This is a genomic window from Pseudomonas amygdali, from assembly GCF_002699855.1.
In the GTDB taxonomy this organism is placed as follows: Bacteria; Pseudomonadota; Gammaproteobacteria; order Pseudomonadales; family Pseudomonadaceae; genus Aquipseudomonas; species Aquipseudomonas amygdali.
In genome coordinates this window covers 63646-86964 of sequence record NZ_LKBW01000223.1, presented here as the reverse complement: position 1 = coordinate 86964, position 23319 = coordinate 63646, and the positions used below count along the sequence as shown (strand labels likewise).

The 23319-nt window shown below is 58.0% G+C and carries 15 protein-coding genes and 3 pseudogenes; 8 read left to right on the top strand and 10 right to left on the bottom strand.

The window, feature by feature from the left end; all coding sequences use genetic code 11:
- The first annotated feature begins 75 nt into the window (after positions 1-75).
- Positions 76-837: a class I SAM-dependent methyltransferase gene (locus AO277_RS14825; protein WP_044317504.1), complete on the top strand. Its 762-nt coding sequence runs from the start codon at positions 76-78 to the stop codon at positions 835-837.
- A gap of 46 nt (positions 838-883) precedes the next feature.
- A complete protein-coding gene (gene rnhA, locus AO277_RS14820) occupies positions 884-1333 on the top strand; it encodes a ribonuclease HI (RefSeq protein WP_002552748.1) in 450 nt (149 codons plus the stop codon).
- A gap of 21 nt (positions 1334-1354) precedes the next feature.
- Here the strand turns inward: rnhA and AO277_RS14815 are convergent.
- Positions 1355-2260 (bottom strand): annotated as a pseudogene (locus tag AO277_RS14815) (VOC family protein).
- A gap of 15 nt (positions 2261-2275) precedes the next feature.
- On the bottom strand, positions 2276-3040 hold the full coding sequence (gene epsC / locus AO277_RS14810) for a serine O-acetyltransferase EpsC (RefSeq protein ID WP_044317503.1): 765 nt from the start codon (positions 3038-3040) through the stop codon (positions 2276-2278).
- Between the two features lie 260 nt (positions 3041-3300).
- Here epsC and dnaQ point away from each other — a divergent pair, with 260 nt between their 5' ends.
- Together dnaQ and AO277_RS14800 are read left to right on the top strand one after the other, a co-directional pair.
- Positions 3301-4080, top strand: a complete 780-nt coding sequence (dnaQ, locus tag AO277_RS14805) for a DNA polymerase III subunit epsilon (protein WP_044317502.1) — start codon at positions 3301-3303, stop codon at positions 4078-4080.
- 21 nt (positions 4081-4101) lie between these two features.
- Positions 4102-4656, top strand: a complete 555-nt coding sequence (locus AO277_RS14800) for a GNAT family N-acetyltransferase (protein WP_044317501.1) — start codon at positions 4102-4104, stop codon at positions 4654-4656.
- A gap of 46 nt (positions 4657-4702) precedes the next feature.
- On the opposite strand, the gene AO277_RS14795 is transcribed toward AO277_RS14800, so the two are convergent.
- Positions 4703-4918: a hypothetical protein gene (locus tag AO277_RS14795; protein WP_002552753.1), complete on the bottom strand. Its 216-nt coding sequence runs from the start codon at positions 4916-4918 to the stop codon at positions 4703-4705.
- Positions 4919-5129: 211 nt separating this feature from the next.
- On the opposite strand from AO277_RS14795, the gene AO277_RS14790 reads away from it, so the two are divergent.
- Positions 5130-5699, top strand: a complete 570-nt coding sequence (locus AO277_RS14790) for an NADPH-dependent FMN reductase (protein ID WP_044317500.1) — start codon at positions 5130-5132, stop codon at positions 5697-5699.
- 137 nt (positions 5700-5836) lie between these two features.
- Positions 5837-11071, top strand: a pseudogene (locus tag AO277_RS14785) (dermonecrotic toxin domain-containing protein).
- A gap of 43 nt (positions 11072-11114) precedes the next feature.
- Here AO277_RS14785 and AO277_RS14780 read toward each other — a convergent pair.
- On the bottom strand, positions 11115-12266 hold the full coding sequence (locus AO277_RS14780) for an acyl-CoA dehydrogenase family protein (protein ID WP_044317499.1): 1152 nt from the start codon (positions 12264-12266) through the stop codon (positions 11115-11117).
- 3 nt (positions 12267-12269) lie between these two features.
- Positions 12270-13368, bottom strand: a pseudogene (locus AO277_RS14775) (enoyl-CoA hydratase/isomerase family protein).
- A 279-nt stretch (positions 13369-13647) separates the two neighbouring features.
- Between AO277_RS14775 and AO277_RS14765 the strand changes: the two are divergent.
- Together AO277_RS14765 and AO277_RS14760 are read left to right on the top strand one after the other, a co-directional pair.
- Positions 13648-15327, top strand: a complete 1680-nt coding sequence (locus AO277_RS14765) for an MFS transporter (RefSeq protein ID WP_044317498.1) — start codon at positions 13648-13650, stop codon at positions 15325-15327.
- Positions 15324-16481 carry an HlyD family secretion protein gene (locus AO277_RS14760; protein ID WP_005733139.1) on the top strand — a complete coding sequence of 386 codons (1158 nt, stop codon included), beginning with the start codon at positions 15324-15326 and terminating at the stop codon, positions 16479-16481. The genes AO277_RS14765 and AO277_RS14760 overlap by 4 nt, the downstream gene beginning before the upstream one ends.
- A 315-nt stretch (positions 16482-16796) precedes the next feature.
- Here the strand turns inward: AO277_RS14760 and AO277_RS14755 are convergent, their stop codons facing one another.
- From AO277_RS14755 to AO277_RS14735, 5 genes are all read right to left on the bottom strand, one after another.
- Positions 16797-18413 carry an inorganic phosphate transporter gene (locus tag AO277_RS14755; protein WP_044317497.1) on the bottom strand — a complete coding sequence of 539 codons (1617 nt, stop codon included), beginning with the start codon at positions 18411-18413 and terminating at the stop codon, positions 16797-16799.
- A 116-nt stretch (positions 18414-18529) separates the two neighbouring features.
- Complete coding sequence (locus tag AO277_RS14750) at positions 18530-19549, bottom strand: transporter (protein WP_002552763.1); 1020 nt, start codon at positions 19547-19549, stop codon at positions 18530-18532.
- Positions 19550-19719: 170 nt separating this feature from the next.
- A complete protein-coding gene (locus AO277_RS14745) occupies positions 19720-20541 on the bottom strand; it encodes an aldo/keto reductase (protein ID WP_044317496.1) in 822 nt (273 codons plus the stop codon).
- A gap of 103 nt (positions 20542-20644) precedes the next feature.
- The gene (locus AO277_RS14740) at positions 20645-22276 is read right to left on the bottom strand and encodes a methyl-accepting chemotaxis protein (protein ID WP_002552764.1); all 1632 of its coding nucleotides are present in this window, start codon (positions 22274-22276) and stop codon (positions 20645-20647) included.
- 355 nt (positions 22277-22631) lie between these two features.
- Positions 22632-23240, bottom strand: a complete 609-nt coding sequence (locus tag AO277_RS14735) for a TetR/AcrR family transcriptional regulator (protein WP_004660707.1) — start codon at positions 23238-23240, stop codon at positions 22632-22634.
- Positions 23241-23319 lie beyond the last annotated feature (79 nt).

Below are 23319 nucleotides of genomic sequence, written 5' to 3'. Positions count from 1 at the left end.
GTTCGCATAGCGGCGGACAATGGTGCATCTTAGAGTCTGTTGCCGCTGTACGCGAGCACCTCTGGAGGAGAACTCATGACCGATGAAGCGTTCGCTCAGGCTGATCCTGAGTGGCTTGCATTGATCCGCGCTGCCCGTGAATGGCTTTCCGGGCCGCTGGGGCAGCTTCTGCTCGAAGAGGAACGGCGCATTCTCGACGAAGAGCTGGGGCGGTATTTCGGCGGCTACCTGGTGCATTACGGCCCGTCGGCGCAAGCGCCGCCGGTTGCCCCGCAGGTGCAACGCAATGTGCGGCTCGGAGCACCATTGCCGGGCGTCGAGATTGTCTGCGAAGAGCAGGCCTGGCCATTGAGCGAGCACGCGGCGGATGTCGTGGTACTGCAGCACGGTCTGGATTTCTGTCTGTCGCCCCACGGGCTGCTGCGTGAAGCGGCCAGCAGTGTTCGGCCGGGCGGGCACTTGCTGATTATCGGCATCAACCCCTGGAGCGCCTGGGGCATGCGTCACGTGTTCGCTCGGGATGGGCTGCGCAAGGCGCGCTGCATCTCATCCTCGCGGGTCGCCGACTGGCTGAACCTGCTGGGCTTCGCGCTGGAGAAACGGCGCTTCGGATGCTATCGTCCGCCCCTTGCTTCAGCGGCATGGCCGTCACGCCTTGCTGGGCTCGAAAGCCTCGGTGAAGGACGTCAGAGCCCCGGTGGCGGCTTCTACCTTCTGGTGGCGCGTAAACTGGTGGTAGGCCTGAGGCCTGTACGTCAGGTACGCCGCGACCCTATCGGCAAGCTGATTCCCATGCCGATGGCCAAGGTCAGTCGCAACACTCAGGATCATTCCTGAGCAATGCCATGCTGCACATGAAGCCCATCATTCTGGAAAGGTCGTAATGAGCGATAGCGTTGAACTCTTCACCGACGGTGCCTGCAAGGGCAATCCTGGCCCGGGCGGGTGGGGTGCCCTGCTGGTGTGTAAGGGTGTCGAAAAAGAGCTGTGGGGTGGCGAGGCCAACACCACCAACAACCGCATGGAGCTGACGGGTGCCATTCGCGGGCTCGAAGAACTCAAGCGTCCCTGCGAAGTGACGCTGGTGACCGACTCTCAGTACGTGATGAAAGGCATTACCGAGTGGATGGTCAACTGGAAGAAACGCGGCTGGAAAACCGCGGCCAAGGAACCGGTCAAAAATGCCGATCTGTGGCAGCTGCTCGATGAACAGGTCAGCCGGCATAACGTGAAATGGCAGTGGGTACGAGGCCATATCGGCCATCCCGGCAACGAGCGTGCCGACCAGCTTGCCAACCGTGGTGTTGACGAAGTGCGTGGCATAAAAAGCTGATATTCGTCAGTCGACGTTCAGTCAAACACTCTGTACGAAATCGAGGATGACATTGCCTGCCGCGTGCGGCGCCACGAGGACGCGGTCCGGTATTTCATGACCCCGTATTTCATGATGAGCCACGTCATTACGCGCCAGTATTGCGCGCAGATCGTTGAGGCTCGTGGTGCGCAGCCGGATGGAAATCGCATGGGGGCGCTCCCTGGTAATTGCAGGTAGCTCGACGTCCGGAAATTCCAGGGCAGCTGTCGCGGCGTCGATGGCACGCAATACGCCGCATCGGGTATCAGCCTCCAGGGCGGCACCGTTGTATGTCACCGCATTGCCGTAGATAGCTCGCCAGCGGGGTTCAAGCCGTTCGGGGTCTGCCAGATAGGTGATCGCCAGAATCCCGTCTGCACCATTGGGGTGGTTCTGCCAGCCGCGCACCCAGATCAGCTCAGGACGATGCTGATGGCAGATAAAGTTGGAGGCGTCCGGGAGTTCCGGGTCGATGAAGAGCGCCAGCGAAACAACGGCTTCATCGTCGCGACCATCGGGAAGCGTCATTTTTCGGCGAAAATCAATACGGCCCTGGCTTTCAAGCCCTGCAGCCGCCATACGCGCGTGGTCATCGTCGGCATCTTTACTGTGCAGCGCCACCAGCGAAACGCCTTCTTCGCCGCGGTCGAGGAATTGACCCAACTGACGTCCGAAGCAGAAACCGTTTACCTAGTGGGTGCCGAATTTCGAAGCATCTTCGACGCCGATCAATTCGATAAAGTTACTGGGAAACATCATCAACGAGGTGACGGTTCCCCAAGGGTGGTAGCTGACCGGCGACGGCGCGAAGCCCATTCTGCGATACAGCTCCAGAGCCTCGGCATGATTACGCACGGTGACAAGAGGATGATCGATACCCTGCGCAAATTGAGCAACGGCTGTCATGGTAATAGCTCCTGATTAGCCTTTGGATTTTGTCGTAAAGGTCGCCAGAAAAGCAGGGGCATTACCCACCACCTTTGCCGGTGTGCCAGCGACGACCGTTTCAGCCGCCACTGCTTTGAGTACGACCGGGTTGGCCGCCACAATGGCATTGGCTCCTACTTCGATGTTTCCCAGAACGGTTGCTCCGGCGCAAATAAGTGCGCCTCTGCGGATTTTCGGGTGTCGGTCGCCTGCTTCGTTGAGGGTGCTGCCCAGCGTGACACCGTGCCAGAGGCTCACTTGATCTTCGACTACAGCGGTTTCCCCGATAACAAGGCCGATGCCATGGTCGACAAACAAGGATTTGCCGAGCCGCGCCGCCGGGTGAATATCGATGCTCCAGGTGTTGGCCGCCCAGTTCTGCACAAGCACGGCGCTTTGCTCATCGCCCTCAGCCCACAGTGCATGGGCGATGCGGTATGCCTGAACGGCCTGTATGCCACGAAAGGTCAGAAAGGCCGTGAGGTGATCCGGGCAGGCAGGATTGACTGTTTCCAGATGGTTGATATCGGCAGCTGCTGCCTGAGCGATGGACGGCCTGGCCTTTATGATCGCCTTGAACCAGTCTTCCAGCGCCACGTTACTCGCTTGGGCCTGCATCTGTCGGGCAAGGTTCGCAGCGAGCGCATCCTCGAAAGTCGAATAGACCAGCAGGTGGCTTGTCGCATAATCGCCGAGTACCGGGTTGCGCTCGGTCAGTTGCCGGGCTTGATCGCGAAGGCGCTGCCAAAGAGGGCTCATATCGATCTCCTGTTGCCGATGGGTCGAGTATGGACACGCGGCAGACGCGTCAGCAATCATCGCAAACTCGGAACTCTGTTGCCTTTATCGCAACTCATGGTGCAACTCGGGAGGCGGGCGAGTTCCGGGTAAAATCGCCGAATCCGTTGTATCCCTGCAGCGCCCGCTGACGTTTATCCCTTTCAATTGCGGATGGATCCGACAGGCTCGCAGCTTCCATGGCGTGTTAGAATCGCGGCCTGTAGATGAGGCGACAGTCAATGGCATTACAAAACCTGGATAACAGATCGATCGTTCTCGATACCGAAACCACCGGTATGCCGGTGACAGATGGTCACCGGATCATCGAGATCGGTTGTGTCGAGTTGATTGGCCGGCGCCTGACCAGTCGGCATTTTCACGTGTACCTGCAACCTGATCGCGAAAGTGACGAAGGCGCGATTGGTGTTCACGGTATCACCAACGAATTTCTGGTCGGCAAGCCCCGGTTTGCCGAAGTCGCCGATGAATTTTTCGAATTCATCAAAGGCGCGCAACTGATCATTCACAACGCAGCGTTCGATGTTGGCTTCATCAACAACGAATTTGCCTTGATGGGTTCGCAGGACAGGGCTGATATCACCCAGCACTGTTCGATCCTCGACACCCTGATGATGGCCCGCGAGCGCCATCCGGGGCAGCGCAACAGTCTGGATGCCCTGTGCAAGCGCTACGGCGTCGACAACTCGGGCCGCGAGCTGCACGGCGCACTGCTCGACTCTGAAATTCTGGCCGACGTCTACCTGGCGATGACCGGCGGGCAGACCAGCCTGTCGCTGGCTGGTAATGCCTCTGACGGCAACGGCTCCGGTGAAGGCTCTGGCAACCGAGGCAGCGAAATCCGCCGTTTGCCTGCCGATCGCAAACCTTGCCGCATCATTCGTGCTTCGGAAAGTGAACTGGCCGAGCATGAAGTCCGTATGAGCACCATTGCCAAGGCATCCGGTGCACCTGCTTTGTGGGTACAAATGCTGGAAGCCGCAGCGCAGACGTCCTCCTGACAGCAACCAGCGAGTGGTGACATGAACCTGGCAAACCCTGCCTTGAGCATTCGGATCGCAGACGAATGCTTCGAGGACTACATTCTCAATAGCGAATTCACGTTTACAGTGCTTGGCTATGCCCAACCGCGTATCGGCGAAAGCGTTGATTCATGGCAGGTTGAGCTGGTCGAGCCGTACAGCAAGAATTATGGTATCGATTCTCAGGAGTTTGCCGATCATCGCGATGCCGCCACGAGGTCGGTGATGGTGGCATGGCTGGATGACCGCCCGGTTGGCCATATCGTGATGAGCACTCACTGGAGCGGGTTCGCCTACATCGATGAATTGGCGGTAGACGAGTCGGCGCGTCGTCATGGGGTCGCGCGCTCATTGCTCGATGTCGCTCAATTCTGGAGCCGCAAGCGCAATCTGCCCGGCATCGTTCTGGAAACCCAGAACAATAACCTGGGTGCCTGCAGGTTGTATGAGCGTTGTGGATACGTGGTAGGCGGGGTGGACCATATGCGCTATCGAGGCATAGATCCCAACACACGTGAAACGGCAATTTTCTGGTATCTGATCTTTTCTGACTAGCAACTTCCCGCTGGCAGCGGTAGCTCGAGCGGGAGTTCTGTTTGTATTACGGCGTTGTACGGGTGATTTTCACGCCCGATTGCACCAGTTGAAAGTCTTCACCGCCCAAATGCTTGACCCGGTCACCAATTGCCAGTCTGTAAGTGATTACCGGCTGCCCGCCCTGCACCTCACCCGGCTGCGATTCCTGGAATTCATGGACCGGGTAGACGCGACCTTCGGCGTCTCTGGCATGAAATTGTCCGACGAGAACTGAAGCCATTTGCTCTGTAACCTCTGAAACTGAATACAACTGCTGGTTTACGAATCCATCGAGGCTAGTAGACCACTGATCTATAGGTGAGTTTGCCGGCAGGAAAAAAATAATCCGGGCGGTTGTGGCGCGTCGGGGAATTGACCAGGGCAATGGTCGTCTAAAGGCGGCTGTTGTTGTATACCTGATATTCCCTATTAATCAGATGACGGATATTTTCATGAGCCAGGTTCATACCATTGCCGTATTGGTCGGCAGTCTGCGAAAAGACTCCATCAACCGAAAAATTGCGCTTGCCCTCGCGGAGCTGGCACCTGCCAGCCTTAAACTTAATATCGTCGAAATTGGCGATTTGCCTCTGTATAACGAAGACATTGATGGCGCTTCTCGGCCGCCAGCCTACAGTGCATTTCGCGACCAGTTGGGCGCTGCCGACGGCGTGCTTTTTGTAACACCGGAATACAACCGTTCGGTGCCGGGTGCCCTGAAAAATGCCATTGATGTGGGCTCGCGTCCTTACGGCAAAAGCGCTTTCAGCGGCAAACCCGGCGCGGTCATAAGCGCTTCTCCGGGTGCTGTCGGTGGCTTTGGTGCCAACCATCACCTGCGCCAGTCTCTGGTATTTCTGGACGTGCTGTGCCTTCAGCAGCCTGAGGCATACCTGGGTGGCGCTGGAAGCTTTTTCGATGAAGCGGGCGCACTGTCCGACAAGACACGGCCATTTTTGGAGACGTTCATCAACGCCTTCGCTGCATGGGTTGAAAAGAACGTCCAGCCTTCCGTTAATTGATGTGGGCGACGTGCGCCTGCGGACCCATTGCTTTATGTAACGCAGGCGCGTCGTGCTACCTCAATAAGCTGTTTCCTTTTCCTCTGCCACGTGCCCCGGCGCAGTGAGCGATGAGGGCTAGTCAAAGGAAACAGCACATGCCAACAGTACTTCCCTATTTTTTCAGCGACTCTCTGCGCAGCCGATTCACACAGGACATTCATGACGCAGTCGGCAGCTCACGCATCAGCAGTGAAGATGGCAAGTGGCTGCAATTATTGGTCGGAGTAAGTGTCGAGCCCAACAGCGATGCACCCCTTCCAAGAGCTGATCGGCTGATCATAGGCGACAATTCGCCCGATAACGCCGAACTTGCGGGTGCCTTGTTAATCAGTGACCCCACGCCAGGTGCCGCGCCAGTCTTTTTGAGTACCCTGACCTTCGGGGTCGAGCGATTCGAGAGCCGCACTTCGCTGCTAAGTGCCTTGCAGCAGCGGTTTGGCGACGTCAGCGATATATCGACTATCGAGGCAGAGCGTGTCGAGGGCTCGCTCTTCGAAGCGCGTACGCTGGCGATCATGCGCCAGCAGGCCGGGCATCTGGAACGCCTGTTGGTCCAGTTGCAGGAGCTGCAGGAGCTGCCGGACCTGCGAGCTGCGGCAGGCAAGGCCTTGCAGACGGCGTTAGTGCAGAGAGGCGTCGCAGACAGCGTCGACGTTTTCAGTCAGGTGGTGCAGATTCTGGGCACTGACCCCGGAGCCAATCCGGTGGTGTCATCGGTAGTGGGCACTCAGTATCTGGCTGATGCTGCTGTGCAGGCATTTTCCCTGAACGTTCTTCCGACGGGTCTGATACGGCAATTTCTGGATGCGCGGGGCCTTGTCTTGCCGCAAGCGCAGAGCGAGCTTTTCGAGCTGGCGCTGGCTGACGTGGTTTCGGGAGTCCGCGATGCATACGAGCAATTGCTGTCTGACTACTGGATGTCAAAACGACAGGACGGCCGTACAGCAAGAGACTTTATTGGTCATGCGCTCGCTGAGTGCTTTCTTCAGCATCTTCTATCGAGCCGGGCACATGGCACGATGACTGAAGCAGAGTATCGCTGTTTGCTCAGCCTGTTACCCTCGCAACCTGGCAATGCACAGTCGATACGCGTTCAACGGTTGTCAGTCACCGTTGCTGGACAGGAGCCTGTCAAGCTGGTGGGCGTGTTCCTGATTGATTTTCCCGCAGAACAGCCGTCGAGTGCGTTTCTCTACTCCTCGCTGTCGGGCTTCTTGCGCTTTGATGATCCGGCTCGTGCAATAGCGCACGTACTGAGCGCCCCCTCACGTGCCGAGCTGCTGTTTTATTCATCCTTGAACGATCACCTTGCCATTAAAGAGAAGGGTAAGGTCGAGTCGTATCAGGATGCGTTAGCCAACGTGTTTTTCAGTGAATTCGCTGACTCTGTGATCGCTCTGCAAAAGCGCAATTTGCGTTATGTCCTGGGCCTGCCACCGATCCAATATGAAAAAAATCCGGTTCGGGTTGATGATGCACTGGATATTCGCGCACTACTGGATGGCCGGCTATCAAACCTCCACGACTCAGGGCGCTGGCGTCCGGAAGTGCTGCCCTTTGGCTAAACCTGGGGAGCCTCGATCCAGGCTAGCGTGGGGGAGCATCCGACGCTTGTTTCCGAGCCTTCTTACAACTGGATTGGCAAACTGAAGAAGCTTGATGTGTTGCTTGAGCGCGTTGATGTTCTACATGCCGGTGTAGAGGGCTGCATGCGTCACGCGCTGAACCGTTACCTGGCTGTAATTGGAGGACCACCTCTGGATGCCCGGGCCCTTTGGATCTTGCCGGCTGCCATGGATGGGGTGCCTGTGCGGCTGCTTTCGTTGGCGCTTGACCGCGTTTGTGGCTACACGCAGGACCCCCTGTCAGACAGCGTGGTGGTGGCAGGGCTGATAACTCCGGTTCTGAACCGGCCGTTGCAACGCCTGCCGTTGGCATTGCTCGAACACATACTGGTCTGTGTACAGGAGGAGTTTCCTCGCCGCTTCGAAGAGCAAATCAGCCAATTCTATTCACGTACGGTTCGTCAGCTGGATAGCAGCGAGCGCCCCGGTGTGATATCCGGCCTGGTCCGCGAGTATGCACTGCGCCTGGAATTGCTTGTTGAAAAGCGTACAGGTTTGCTTCCCGAGTCGGTCATCGAGAGCGTTCAGCAATTACTGGACCGGCCACTGCCTGGTCTCAGGTAGGCTCTGGGTGAGTCACAGGTCGATGCGTTCACCGTTTCTGTTCAGTTCGATCCTGAATCACCTGCAATCCAGGTGCCCAACGCGTTCGTGATCAATAACAGGCTTGCTCACAGCTCGCCCGCTCTGTGGGTACTGAGCAAGGGACTTGTAAGTTTCGAAACCCTGCAGGCACTGAAAGACTACATTGCTGCGCGGTTGACAGGTTTCGAACTGGTTTCGCACTTGTCGGGGGTTCTTGCCGAGCCGGACAGGCAGAGGCTGCTTGATCATCGTACCCGGACTGGCACGCTGGATCTCAAGGTAAAACTGCAACGCATTGAAGAGCATTTCATCGAAATGTTACAACGTGGCGAGGTGGAACGTCAGCGAAGCACCGTGGCGTATCTTTATCAGCAGGCCGTGACCTGGCGGGTACCGTCAGAACTTTTCGTCAACCTGCTGAGTGCAGGAGAGCGCGATGACCGAAATCGCCAGGCTCTTGGCTATCTGGGCGTTGCCATCCAGTTCATCATCTACAAAGCCATCGTCCCTTCATGGGTCAGCGAAGCGTCGGGGACTGATCAGATTACGCTGGTGAATGCCCTGCAGCGGTTCTATGTGACCTGTATCGGCCAGAAAGATTTTTTGTTTGATATACCCAGTCTCTATGACTACTCCTGCGAGCGACTGAAAAGCAGGTTCAACACTGATTTCACCGAGCCTTGCCCTGACCCTGAAAGCGTCCGGGTGACAATGGCGCATTACATTCCTGTCCCGGTCGCACCGGGGCAGACACCCCAGTCGATACCGGCGGCCACACAATCAGTCAGCGAAACCCTTGTGGAATATGCCATCGACCGTTTCCTGTCCAGGTAGGACGGGGTCATCCTTCTCTCATCAGCGCACGATAAGCCACTGAACGCGTCGCTCACTCCGGCTTACGTTCGTGATCTGGTGAGGTCGCTGGACATCGCTGCGGGTTACCGGAGCATGCTCGACCCGATCCTTGCCGCGACTGCTCCTGATTACCTCAAGCGACGCAAACTGTTCGTCGATCAGATCCCTTCGCTGGATATACTGCGAGCGTTTGCGCTCAGGCTCAAGAATGAGTTGTCCGAGCAAGCTTATACGGTTATCGAAAACGTTCTTGATATGCCTGATGCCATTGCACGCCTTCCCGTCAACGGCTGCAAGATGGTATTCAGCCCCCTGCAGTTGCTCCCTGCCAAGGAAGGCTGGGAGCCGACCCTCGTACTCAATACGTATCTGATGGGGCCGCATGAAAGCCAATCGGGACCGTGGGTGCTTTACGCGCCACTGCACGACGAATTTGTTTTCAAGGAGTACCAGGACCAGGCTGCGCTGTTGAGGGACATCCATACCTCTACCTATCTTCAAGCGTACATTCTGGATCGTGTTGATCCCCATTTGCGCAAAGTCTATGACAAAGGTGGCTTCGTGGAGCCGCATCTCCCTTTCAGTGCAGAATCCTCTTTTGACGTGCCCTTTGATACTCCTGCACCGGTGACCGTGCAAATCGATCCCTATAACGGTAACTGTCTGCTGCTGATGTTCGAGGGCGCTCTGGATACCCTGAAGTTACAAGTGCAACAGCACAGCGTCACTAATGCCGAACAGCGCCGCGCTGCTTCCCGGTACCTGTTCACTCTGGGGGCCGAGCAAGTCATGGCACTGATGCCGGGGCGTCTGGGTGCATTGGTTGGTATCATCCAGGGGCAGGCGCTATTGAATCTGTCGGTCATCTCGGCCGGGGGGCAGCACTGGGGCAAGGCCCTGTCGGAGTTCATGGCTGCCTTGAGCGTAATGATCTCTTCCGGGCAGAACTCTTCGGCATTCACATCACGTACGGTTGACGAGACCAGCACGTTACCGGACGACGCTGCTCTGTCCGACACGCTTTTGCAACTGGAAGATGAGCCCAATGAGTCCGGGTTTTCCTGGAGCAATAGCTCACTGACGCAGCAGATAAGAGACCGCCTGCGCGAATTCGAAGCTCATGAGATCGCCTTGGACACGCTGCAAAGGGATGAGCTGTTAAGTGTCTACCGCGATCCGGCCACCGATAGAAAGTATGCAGCCATTGGTGGTAAGACCTATGAATTGCAGTCCGATGAGGACGGTTGGTTCATTATTGCGGGCAAGAAGATTGGCCCCTCGGTCAGTCTTGATGCCGATCAGCAATGGAAACTCGATATTCAGGGCGGACTAAAAGGTGGCGGTGGTGCACTTACCCGTATTGAAGGCAGCGTCATTGATGATCTGGTTGACGACCTGATAGTCATCAATGCTCGAGGTATGTCCGAGATTCGACATTCCTATCGAGAAATGGCCCAGGCCATCGAAGATGCATATGTTCAGGCTCAGCATTATCTGGAAAACTGCCTGGCCAACCTGACCAGGCGATTGCCGGACGGAAAGCCAGATCCACGGACGGAAAAGATACTGGCTGATTTTTTTGCTCAGAAGGTCCCGGATGAGCATTTATATAAAGTCACCAAAAAGGCCGTTACCAAGATTTACGAGGAGTTGATGAGCCCTTCGATGTCGCCTATCGACTCCAAGCGTTACGTGGTCGGCATTAACCGGGTGGGCAACGAGTCCGCCAGTGCGTTTATCTTCGAAGCTGACCCATTAAGGCGGGTTTTTCTGACTGAGCAGTTCTTTCGTTTGCCTACCTACCGTTTCAAGCTCAACGTCATTCGCTCGGGTGAATTCAAGCATGGTCCGCATTATCGCGCCACGATCCTGATTCATGAGTTATCTCACCTGGTGCTCAAGACTGACGACATTGCCTATCTCGAATCTCAGGCGCCATTTGTTGATTTACTGGATGATGCATCGGAGTATCGACTGCGCATCAGAAACGAGCTGACCTATCAACAGCAAAAGACCCTGTCCTACCACACTGACCGCGACAAACTGTTCAGGCAGCTGGATGAAGACGCGTGGCGCGACTTGAGGCGAACGGACGGTAATGGTAAGCAGACGATTCTGCGGATAGCGGGTAAGAAGACCCTAGATGAGGCTCAAGACGTGTTTTACGACGATGTTCGCAAGCGTATCGACATCACGCTTAAAAACGCCGACTCGGTCGCGTTGCTGGTGACACTGCTTGGGCGGGAGCGATTCATGACGCGCTGACAGCATGCCCCGGCGATAGGCATCGCCGGGGCAGTCGCGTTTATCAGACCAGGTAGTGACGCAGTTCGCGGGCAATCAGCAGACGCTGGATCTCACTGGAGCCTTCGTAGATCTGGGTGATGCGCGCGTCGCGGTAGTACCTTTCGACAGGGTAGTCTTCCAGGTAGCCGTAGCCGCCATGAATCTGGATTGCTTTGGAACACACCCACTCGGCCATTTCCGAAGCGAACAGCTTGGCTTGCGAGGCTTCGGACAGGCACGGCTGCCCGGCGCTGCGCAGGCGCGCGGCATGCAGAATCAACAGCCGCGCGGCATTGATGCGGGTGTGCATGTCGGCCAGCAGGTTGGCGATGCTCTGGTGCTCGATGATCGGCTTGTCGAACTGCACACGTTCACGCGCATAGGCCAGCGCGGCTTCAAACGCGGCGCGGGCGATGCCCAGCGCCTGCGCCGCGATGCCGATACGGCCACCTTCCAGGTTGGAGAGGGCAATGGACAGCCCCTTGCCGCGCTCACCCAGCAGGTTGGCCGCCGGGATACGGCAATTGTTAAGCGTGACGGCGCAGGTGTCTGACGCCCTGATGCCCATCTTGTGTTCGCTGCGGTCAACCACGAAACCGGGGTTTTCGGTGGGCACCAGAAACGCTGACAGGCCCTTTTTGCCGAGCTGTGGGTCGGTCACGGCAAACACGATGGCCAGTTGTGCGCGTTTGCCGTTACTGACGAACTGTTTGGCACCATTGATGACCCACTCATCACCTTGCAACTCGGCACGAGTGCGCAGGTTATGTGCTTCAGAGCCCGCATGCGGTTCGGTCAGGCAAAAGCAACCTATAGCCCGACCGGTGGCGAGCTTTTCCAGCCAGGTGTGTTTCTGCTCATCAGTCCCGTAATTGAGCGCTGGCCCGCAGCCAACTGAGCTGTGTACGCTCATCAGCGTGCCGGTAGCTGCGTCGGCAGCGGAGATCTCTTCAACCGCCAATGCATAGGCGACATAGTCGATGTAGGTACCGCCCCACTGCTCCGGCACCACCATGCCTAAAAGGCCCAGCTCGCCAAGTTTGGCGACCAGCGCATCATCGATCCAGCCGGCCTTTTCCCAGGCCTGGGCGTGCGGGGCGATTTCGTTGCGGGCAAAGTCGCGCGCCATGTCGCGAATCATTACCTGTTCTTCGGTCAATTCAAGGTCGTGCACGACTTAATTCTCCACACCGCTGAAGAAACCCTGCACATGCGCGCTGCTGACGTCCTGCGCGCTGGCGTGTTTCCATTGCGGCTTCTTGTCTTTATCGATTATCAGGGCGCGTATGCCCTCAATCAGGTCGCCGCGCTCGAACCATTTGGCGGTCCAGGTGCAGTTCCATGGCAAAGCAGTCCTGTAGTGGCAAGTGACGGCCACGACGGAGCATTTCCAGGGTCACGGCCATCGCCAGCGGCGAGTGACGCTTCATGCGGCCGACGGTATCCAGCGCCCACTCGCGGGTGTCGCCGATGACCACCTCTTGCAACTGCTCGAGTATGCTGGGGATATCCGGCAAGCCGAAAAAATGATCAATCGCCGGGCGCAGGGTTTCCAGAGGCGGGTAGGGCAGGCGCTGGGTCGCCAGCTTGGCGAGGGCACCCTGCAGGTCCTTGAGCGGCGTCGATTTCCATTTCAGGTGGTCGAGCATGTGGTCGAGGCGCGGCAGCATTTCGCTGTTCATCGACCAGTTGGCAAGCCCGCAGTACAAGGCATCGGCAGCGCCGATCTGGGACCCGGTCACGCCCAGCCAGGTGCCCAGCTCGCCAGGAAGACGCGACAGGAAATAACTGCCACCGACATCCGGAAAGTAGCCAATGGCGACTTCCGGCATGCCTAGTCGGCTGCGTTCGGTTACCACGCGCAGGTCAGCGCCCTGGACAAGGCCCATGCCGCCGCCCAGCACCAGACCGTCCATCAGGGCCAGTATCGGTTTGCGGTAACGGTGAATGGTCAGGTCCAGCTCATACTCTTCGGCAAAGAATGTGTAGTGCAGGTCCTGGCCGTTCTGATGGCTTTCGTACAGTGAACGGATATCGCCGCCAGCGCAGAATGCCTTGCTACCTGCGCCGCGCAGAACCACTGCATGAACAGACGGGTCGTCAGCCCAGAGGTCAAGCTGCTGGCGAAGTGTGCGGACCATGTCCAGATCGATTGCGTTCAGGCCTTCCGGGCGATTGAGGGTCAGGTGACCCATGTGGTTACGCACCTCGACAACGATCGAATCCCGGCTGGAGGGTTGCCGAACCGGGCGGGCCGATGAAACCTGTGAACTCATTCTGAACTCCTTGTTCGGTTGCGCTTTCTTCTTGTTCGAGTCTTTTTGGAGCGTCGCAGAAGATCCTAGCAGCGCAAATGTGCAAAGCAAAACTGCGTTTTAAGCATAGCCTGAAGTTTTACAAAGCCACTATTTAGAGCGTTTGCGGCGAGACTGAGTTTAATGCGCCGGGCTGACCGGGGTGAATCATTGCCTGGCTGATGAGTATTATGACTGTCATTAGTGTCACAAAAGGGAATTCCTCGGGTGCACCCATGAAAGTCTCCATGACCGTTCTCTATGACTGATAAATATGCCCCGCGCGAGTGGGCCGCCCATGAGCGTCCAACCATGCCCGGCTCGCCTTCGACGCCTTTGCATTCCGATGCGCGGCGCTGGGCATTTGCGCTGGTGGGGGTGATCGTCGCGCTGACTGGCGGACTAGGCAACGCGCTGGTGGTTGCCAACCTGCCCTATTTGCAGGGTGCTCTGGGTGCTACGTCGCAGGACATCGCTTGGCTGCCGGCTGCGTACATCATGACCAATGTGTCGATGAACCTGCTGCTGGTGAAGTTTCGTCAGCAGTTCGGTTTGCGCGCGTTCACCGAACTGTTTCTAGTGCTTTATGCACTGGTGACGCTGGCGCACCTGTTCGTCAACGATATTGATTCAGCCATCGCCGTGCGTGCGGCGCACGGCATGGTTGGCGCTGCACTCAGTACCCTTGGGCTGTATTACATGATTCAGGCGTTTCCGCAGAAATGGCGGCTCAAGGCGCTGGTGCTCGGGCTTGGCACCGCCCAGCTGGCGACGCCGCTGGCCCGGCTGGTGTCAGAAGACTTGTTGCAGATCGCCCAGTGGCGCGGTTTGTATCTGTTTGAACTGGGTATGGCGCTACTCTCGCTGGGTTGCGTACTGCTGCTCAAGCTGCCACCGGGTGATCGTTTCAAGGCGTTCGAAAAGCTGGATTTCCTGACCTTCGGCCTGTTGGCTGGTGGTTTTGCGCTGCTCTGTGCCGTTCTCTCGCTGGGGCGCATTGAATGGTGGCTGGAAGCGCAGTGGATAGGTCTGGCGTCGGCGGCCTCCATTGTGCTGATATGCGCCGGACTGGCCATCGAGCATAACCGAAGCAATCCGTTGCTGATCACGCGCTGGCTAGGCAGCGGGGCGATTCTGCGTCTAGGGCTGGCCGTTATCCTGTTTCGCGTGGTGCTGTCCGAGCAGTCAGTGGGTGCCGTAGGCTTTCTTCAGGCGCTGAACATGGGCAGTCAGCAACTGCACACGCTGTACATGGTGATGTTGCTGGGCAGTGTGGCCGGGTTGGCGGTCAGTGCGCTGACCATCAACCCTGCGCACCTGATCAAGCCATTGCTGATTTCTCTGGCGATGATGGCAGTCGGTGCCTGGATGGACAGTCATTCGACCAATCTGACCCGTCAGTCGAACATGTATCTCAGTCAATTCCTGCTGGCATTCGGCGGTACGTTTTTTCTCGGTCCGACGCTGGTGCTGGGGATCAGTGGTGTACTGGCCAACCCGCGCAACATGGTGAGTTTTTCGGTGTTGTTCGGGATCACACAAAACATTGGCGGCCTGATCGGGTCTGCTGCACTGGGCACTTTTCAGATCGTGCGCGAGAAGTTTCACTCCAGTCACATCGTTGAGCACTTGACCCTTATCGACCCGCTGGTTCAGGCGCGATTGCAGAGCTACAGCGCCAGTTACAGTTCAGCGATTGCCGACCCGTCGCTGCGCAACACTCAAGGCATGCGCGCGATGGCTACGGCTGCGACCCGAGAAGCCAATGTGCTGGCCTACAACGATGTGTTCATGCTGATCGCCCTGATTGCCGTACTGACCATGATCTGGATTTCAGCCCGGGTCCTGTGGCTGAAAATGACCACTCAACCTTTGGCGTTGGCACCTGTAGCACCTGCCGCTTCGCCTTCCGTATCCAATTCCGGCGTTAAATCTTCATGAACGAATCCACGACCTCAGATACAGAAGCAACCCGCAGCGCGCCGCCACCTGCACCGTTGACGTCGCCGGTGACCAGCAAGCCGCGCTCGACCCGCAAGCGAGTCGTGTCTTCGGTGATTTTCGCTGCCGTCGCGCTGGTCGGGGTGCTGGTTGTGCTATACGCCTGGCAACTGCCACCGTTCGCAAGTCCGATCGAGAGCACCGAGAACGCCCAGGTAAAGGGCCAGACCACGCTGATCGGGCCGCAGTTGAGCGGGTATGTTTACGAAGTGCCGGTTCAGGACTTCCAGTTCGTCAAGGCCGGCGACTTGCTGGTGCGTCTGGATGATCGTATTTATCGCCAGCGCCTGGATCAGGCCATTGCGCAACTGGCGGTACAGAAAGCCTCGCTGGCTAATAACCTGCAACAGCGACGCAGTGCCGAAGCGACCATCGGCCAGCGCCAGGCTGAACTGCAGAACAGCATCGCCCAGAGCCGCAAGAGTGCTGCCGATCTGCGCCGCAATCAGGCACTGGTGACCGATGGCTCGGTATCGAAAAGCGAGCTTGATGTGACCCGTGCTGCCGATGCGCAGGCAAATGCCGCGGTCGCTGAAGCCAGGGCGGTATTGCAGATCGCCCGCGAGGATCTGCAAACGGTGATCGTCAACCGTGGCTCACTGGAAGCTTCAGTGGCCAATGCTCAGGCGGCCATCGAACTGGCGCGCATCGACCTGGACAACACCCGCATTGTCGCCCCGCGTGACGGGCAGTTGGGGCAGATCGGCGTGCGCCTGGGTGCCTACGTCAACTCGGGTGCACAATTGATGGCGCTGGTACCCGAGCAGCGCTGGATCGTTGCCAACATGAAAGAAACCCAGATGGCCCATGTGCGCCTTGGCCAGCCGGTAAGCTTTACCGTCGATGCGCTCGACGGTCACGAGATGCACGGCCACGTACAACGAATTTCGCCTGCCGCAGGTTCTGAATTCAGCCTGCTGCCTGCCGATAACGCGACCGGCAACTTTGTGAAGATTTCCCAGCGCATCCCGGTGCGCATCGTGGTCGATGCCGATCAGCCAATGCTCGAGCATTTACGGCCGGGCATGTCGGTGGTGGTGAGTATCGATACCAGTGTAGAGGGTGATGAACCATCGGGTCCCGAGGCACGATAATCTCGCCACCCCTATCGTGCGACGCAGAGCGTCGCGACCTGCATTCCCACGCTGGAGCGTGCGGAACGATCATCGCAACTATCGTGCGGCGCTCCGCGTCGAGACCTGCATTCCTGCGCTGGAGCGTGAGGAACGATCATCGCAACTATCGTGCGACGCTCCGCGTCGAGACCTGCATTCCTACGCTGGAGCGTGCGGAACGATCATCGCAACTATCGTGCGACGCTCCGCGTCGCATGCATTTCTGGACGCTCCGCGTCCTCTTTGCGACCTGCATCAAGACTTGATGGCAGCAGGCACCGCTCGCTGAAGACCTCAAAACAGTTTGCCGAACACCCAGTACAGCGAACCCGAAAGCAGGATGGCAGCCGGCAGGGTCAACACCCAGGCGGTGGCCAGGTTGCGTAAGGTGCGCATTTGCAGGCCTGAACCGTTGGCGACCATCGACCCCGCTACCCCGGATGACAGCACGTGGGTGGTTGATACTGGCAGCCCGTACATGTCCGCCGCGCCGATGGTGAACATCGCCACGACTTCTGCCGACGCGCCTTGTGCGTAGGTCATGTGCGTCTTGCCTATGCGCTCACCTACCGTCACGACGATGCGTTTCCAGCCGACCATCGTGCCCAGCCCCAAGGCGATAGCGACCACAATCTTGACCCAGGTCGGAATAAAACGCGTCGCGCTGTCGATCTGCCCTTTGAACGCATCGAGCTTGGTCTGGGTATCGGCGTCGAAATTGCCTACCTTGTTCTTATCCATCACCCGAATGGTTTCCGAGGTCAGGTACATGTCGTTTCGAACGTTGGTCACCGCTTCCGCAGGCACCTTCGAGAGCGAGCCGTAACTGGCGACCTGATTGCCGATCTTGCCGGTCATGACCGCCAGCGCAGGGATCAGGTCGGGGCCTGCCTGTTTGCTGACCAGATAATCCGACAGGGTCTGGCGCGAGTCAGCCGGGGCAGGCAGGGGAGCACTGCGCATCAGTGCCTGTTGGGTGACCTCTGCCACCGCGCCGAACTGAGTGGCCTGATCGGCCGGCATGGTGCGGTTGAGCGCATAGGCCATCGGCAGGGTACCGACCAGAATCAGCATGATCAGCCCCATGCCTTTCTGCCCGTCATTGGAGCCATGAGCGAATGATACGCCGGTGCAGGTCACGATCAGCATGGCGCGAATCCACAGCGGTGGCGGTGCATTGCCTTCTGGTGCCTTGTACAGCGCGCGGTTCTTGATGAACATGCGCATGGCCAGCAATAGCAAGGCGGCACAGCCGAAACCCACCAATGGAGACAGCAGCAGCGAGTAGCCTATTTTGGTTGCCTGAGACCAGTCCACGCCGCTGGTCCCGTCCCGTCCGTGCATCAAGGCGTTGGCGATGCCGACACCGATGATCGAGCCGATCAGCGTATGCGACGAGGACGCTGGCAAGCCCAGCCACCAGGTGCCCAGGTTCCAGATGATCGCCGCGATCAGCAGGGCGAAGATCATGGCGAAGCCTGCCGATGAGCCGGTTTGCAGAATCAGCTCCACCGGCAGCAGTGCGATGATGCCGAACGCTACTGCACCGCTGGAGAGCATCACGCCGAGAAAGTTGAAGAACCCCGACCAGACCACCGCAAAGCCGGGTGGCAGGGAATGGGTATAGATCATGGTGGCGACTGCGTTGGCGGTGTCATGGAAACCGTTGACGAACTCAAACCCCAGTGCAATCAGCAACGCCACGCCCAGCAGCACGAACGGGGTCCAGGTGGTAACCACCGTGCCCATGTCATCGACATCCTGCTTGAGGCTGTAGCCAGTAAATAGCAGGCCGGCGATGAGTATCGCGAAGAAAATGACCATGGTCAGTCGACCCGGTTTGCGCCCGAAGTGAGTTGCCGACAGGCCCGCCCGGCCCGTCGCATCGGGAGAAAGTGCGTTTATAGCCATGTTCGCAATCCTGATTGAAAGAATATTGACATGGTCATTGCAAAATGTGACAGAGATGCGACATGCGAGTAATCAGTGGCCTTTTGCGCCAGATTTCTGACAACCGGCAGGCCGGGTCAATAATCGCCACGTTTGCGAAATGCCCAGCGTCCCGCGACCAGCGTAAACGTCGCGACCAGTGCCACCAGAATCCAGAAGCCTTCAGGGTCGGACGCCAGTGGTACACCCCCCACGTTCATGCCGAAAAAGCCCGCGACAATGTTGATCGGCAATGCCAGAACCGTTACCACGGTCAGGGTAAACAGGGTTCTGCTGCTCTGTTCATTAAGGTTGGCGGCAATCTCTTCCTGCAACAGTTTGATGCGCTCGCCCAGTGCCGTGAGGTCGTTGATCACCAGCGAGGACTCTTCAATGGACTGGCGCAGCGCCTGGACATCCTGCTCGCGCAGCCATTGCGGAGGCTTGTGCAACAGGCGCATCAAAGAGCCCGGTTCCAGCGCCAGCAGACGCTGCAGTCGCACCAGCACACGGCGCATGGCACCGAGTTCGGAGCGATTGTTGCTCAGTCGCTGTGAAAGCAACTGGTCCTCAATGCGGTCGACGTTGACGCTGGTCTTGCGCAGAAACTGGGTCAGCACTTCGCCCTGATCGCTCAGCAGGTGAGCGAGCAGTTCCAGCGGTGAATCGAACTGTTCGCCGCGTTTGACCGCCGAGCGCAACTTGTCTACCGAACGCAGTGGCTGCAGCCGGGCGGTGATCAGCAAGCGCTGTCGAGCGCAGACCCACAAGGTCGAGATGTCGGTCGAGAGCCTGTTGAAATCGAACACCACATCGTTGACTACTGCCAGCAACGTGGCGTCGACGTGCTCGATTCGGGTGGAACGCGAACCCTCGTGCAGGGCCTCGAAAAACTCTTCTGGAAGGTCCAGATGGGTTTTCATCCAGCGCTCGCAGGCTGCGTGCGACAGGTTCAGGTGCAGCCAGATGAAGTCGTTCTCTTCGGGAGGATTTTGCAGGTAATCCAGCGCGGCGGCCGAGCCGATTTCCTGGCCACTTTCAGCGTGGCGAAAACGGAAGCCGTAGAGCAGACCGAAAAGGTCGGAGTCCTGATGATGGTGCGCGATACTGTGGTTCATGGCTGTCCACGTGCGGCCTGGCCCGGGCAGGGAGGCGAAGGCCGCATGATGACAAGGCGTTATTTCATATTTGTGACAGCTTGTTGCCGGGTGTGTCATCTGTCACATGAAGAGACGGCCGCATTGGCGGCCGTTCAGTCAATCGACAGCTGCTACTGCATCGACACCGGTCAGACCATTGCCAGCGGTACTTTGCGAGTCGGCGCTGGCCAGGCCAGATCAATGTCGGCCAGGTCGCGCTCGGTGAGGCGAATCTGCTCGGCAGCGATATTCAGACGGATATGCTCGGGGTTGGTCGCCTTGGGAATGGCGATCATGTTGTCCTGACGCAGCACCCACGCCAGGGAAATCTGCGCCGGTGTTGCGTCATGGCGTTTGGCGATTTCGTGCAGGGCAGGGTGGTAAAGCAGATCGTCGGCCTGGCCAATCGGGCAGTACGCCATCATCGGTAAGTGGCGGTCTGCGCTCCACAGCATGAGGTCGAACTCGATGCCGCGTTGTTCCGGGTTGTACAGCACCTGATTGGTCGCGCAACGCGGGTTGTTCAGTTCGATCATGTCCGGGACATCAAAGTTGGAAACACCCCAGGCGCCGATTTTACCCGCTTCCTGCAAGCGTTCGAAGGCTTCGACGGTTTCGGTCAGTGGGTACTGGCCCGGCCAGTGCAACAGATAAAGGTCGATGTAGTCGGTGTTCATCCTTCGCAGGCTTGCTTCGCACGCGGCCGGGATACCGCTGCGGCTGGCATTGTGCGGGTAGACCTTGCTGACCACGAATACCTTGTCGCGTTGCCCGGCGATGGCTTGCCCGACGATCTCTTCGGCAGCGCCGTCGGCGTACATCTCGGCGGTGTCGATCAGGGTCAGGCCCTGTTCGATACCCATGCAAAGGCCAGCAATTTCTGCCGAGCGCAGGTGCCCTTTTTCACCCATGTGCCAGGTGCCCTGACCCAGCACTGGCACAGTTCTGCCTGCCAATTCCAGTGTGCGCATGTGACCCCCTGCAATAAATAAGCAGCTAAATGAGCGGTTGATTAAGCAGGTGTCAGGCAACAAGAAGCGCACTAGGTTCCGTGCACCCCATCGCAATGCAGATTTAAACCCGGAACTGCTTCAGCAGCCCGTTCAGTTCTTCACTCAAGTCGCGCAGGTGCAGGCTGGCCGAAGTCGATTGTTCAGCGGCGAGTGCAGTGCTTTGGGACAGTTGCGCGGCCTGGGTCACGTTCTGGTTGATGTCGTCCACCACATGCGTCTGTTGCAGAGTAGCGCTGGCAATGGAGGTGTTCAGGCTATTGAGGTTGCGTAGCGCCTGACTGATGGACGTCAGGCTCTGGCCTGCCTGGTTGGCCTGCTCGATAGTCAGTTGCGAGGAACGGCTGCTGTCGCCGATTACCTTGACCGCCGCGTCGGAATGCTTTTGCAGGCGTTCGATCATGGCCTGGATTTCTGCAGTCGACTTCTGGGTGCGCTGGGCCAGCAGACGTACTTCGTCAGCCACTACGGCAAAGCCACGACCCTGTTCACCTGCGCGTGCCGCTTCGATGGCGGCGTTCAGCGCCAGCAGGTTGGTCTGCTCGGCAATCGAACTGATGACTTCCAGTACGCTGCCGATCTGCGTGCTCTCGCTGGCCAGACTCTGCATCACTTCAACGGCTTGGCCGATGGTGGTGGACAGGTGTTCGATCTGGCGCAGGCTGTTATCGATGTTGACCTGACCCTGCTGCGCCTGTGACTCGGCATCACGCATTTCGTTGGCGGCCTGCTCGGCGTTCTTGGCCACGTCTTGTACGCCATAGGTCACTTCGTTGATCGCGGTGGCAACCAGGTCCATTTGTTGGGACTGCTGCTCGCTGCGTTTCTGCGCCTGCCCGGCATTGCTGCCCAGATCCGTTGAGGCCTGGCCCAGCGCTACTGCCGAATTCTGCAACTGGCCGACGACATTGCGCAGCTTGGCGACAAAGGCGTTGAAGTGAACGCCCAGCTCGGTGATTTCATCCTTGCCGTGGGTTTCCAGCGTACGGGTCAGGTCACTTTCGCCACTGGCGATGCTGGCCATTGCACCGACCGCCGCTCTCAGCGGTCGCACGATACTGCGCACAATCATGACCAGTAGCAGGACCATGACCAGCACGATGCCTGCGATGAAGATGCCGGCGTTCCATAGCTGTGCCTTGAACTCTGCCGCTACGTCATCGACGTATACGCCCGACCCCAGAATCCAGCCCCAGGGCTGAAAAAGCTGCACGTAAGAAGTTTTTTTCACCGGCTCGCTGGCGCCGGGCTTGGGCCAGCGGTAATTCACCATCCCGGCACCCTGGGCTTTGACCAGCGTGACCATTTCGTTGAACACCGCAAAGCCGTCCGGGTCCTTGATGGTCGATATGTCCTGGCCTTCAAGTTTGGGGTTGGTGGGGTGCATGATCATCACCGGGCGCAGGTCGTTGATCCAGAAGTAGTCGCTCTGGCTGTAACGCAAGCCCTTTATCTCTTTCAAGGCCTGTTGTTGCGCGGCTTCGCGCGTCATGCTGCCCGCGGCTTCAAGCCCTTGGTAGTAGGTGAGTATGCCGCTGGCGGTCTGGACCACATGCATGGTTTTTTCGGCCTTGGCCTGATACAGATCGTTATGGATCTGTCTGAGCAGGGTCGCCGACAAAACAAAAAGCATCAGCACTGAAACCACAAGGATCAGCCACAGACGGCGGCTGATGGAAAAACTGCGCATACTCATGATTGTCATCCCGTGCATTATTTTTTCTTTTTATGGAAACCGAGCCGCGCAACGCGCGATGCAGAGCCTTTTAAGCTTCTCGGCGCATCATGACCAAACATGAGATGACAGTCACATTTTTTTACAGACCTACATCGGTATAGCGAAAGGCTTACACCAACAGACGCGATTGGCTCTATCGACGGACCCTCAGTGAATGTAGGATCCAATTCAACAGCTGCAGCGAAGGAACGCCGCAGCGGTCAGGGAAGATCGACCATTGCCAGGAGGCTACTGACAGGATGTCGGTATGGTCATGTTGCAAAACCACCCGCTTCGGCGGGTTTTTTGCGTCTGCAGCAAAGCGGGGTGGGGTTCAGCGGTCCGGCTCGCAACCCTTGAGCACCAGCCTGAGAATGGTCCGGGTCGCGGCCTCGTAATCAGCGTCCTCCAGTTTCGCCTTGCCGGTGACGGTTGCGATCTGCCAGTCGAAATCTGCATAGGTCTGGGTCGCGGCCCAGATGGTGAACATCAGGTGATGGGGATCGAGCGGGGCGATCTGCCCGCTGTCGATCCAGGCTTGAATGCATTCGATATTGTGCCGCGCCTGCCCATTGAGCTGTTCGATCTGCTCTGACGTAAGGTGCGGGGCGCCGTGCATGATCTCGCTGGCGAACACTTTTGAGGCAAAGGGCAGGTCACGGGAAATCTGGATCTTCGAACGGATGTAGCTGCTCAGTACGTCGGCCGGTACACCTTGAGGATTGAACGGCGTCGAAGCTTGCAGGATGGGCTCGATGATGCTTTCCAGCACCTCGCGATAGAGGTTTTCCTTGGATTTGAAGTAGTAATAGACGTTGGGCTTGGGGACACCGGCCTTGGCCGCGATATCGCTGGTCTTGCTGGCGGCGAAGCCCTTGTCGGCGAATTCTTCGCTGGCAGCGCGCAGGATGAGTTCTTTGTTGCGCTCGCGGATACTGCTCATGACCCGGTTATTCCCTTGCCTGCATGGCGGTCGCGCATGTTAGCACCGGGTTCGCGCAGCGCTCAATGTCGAAGGCCCG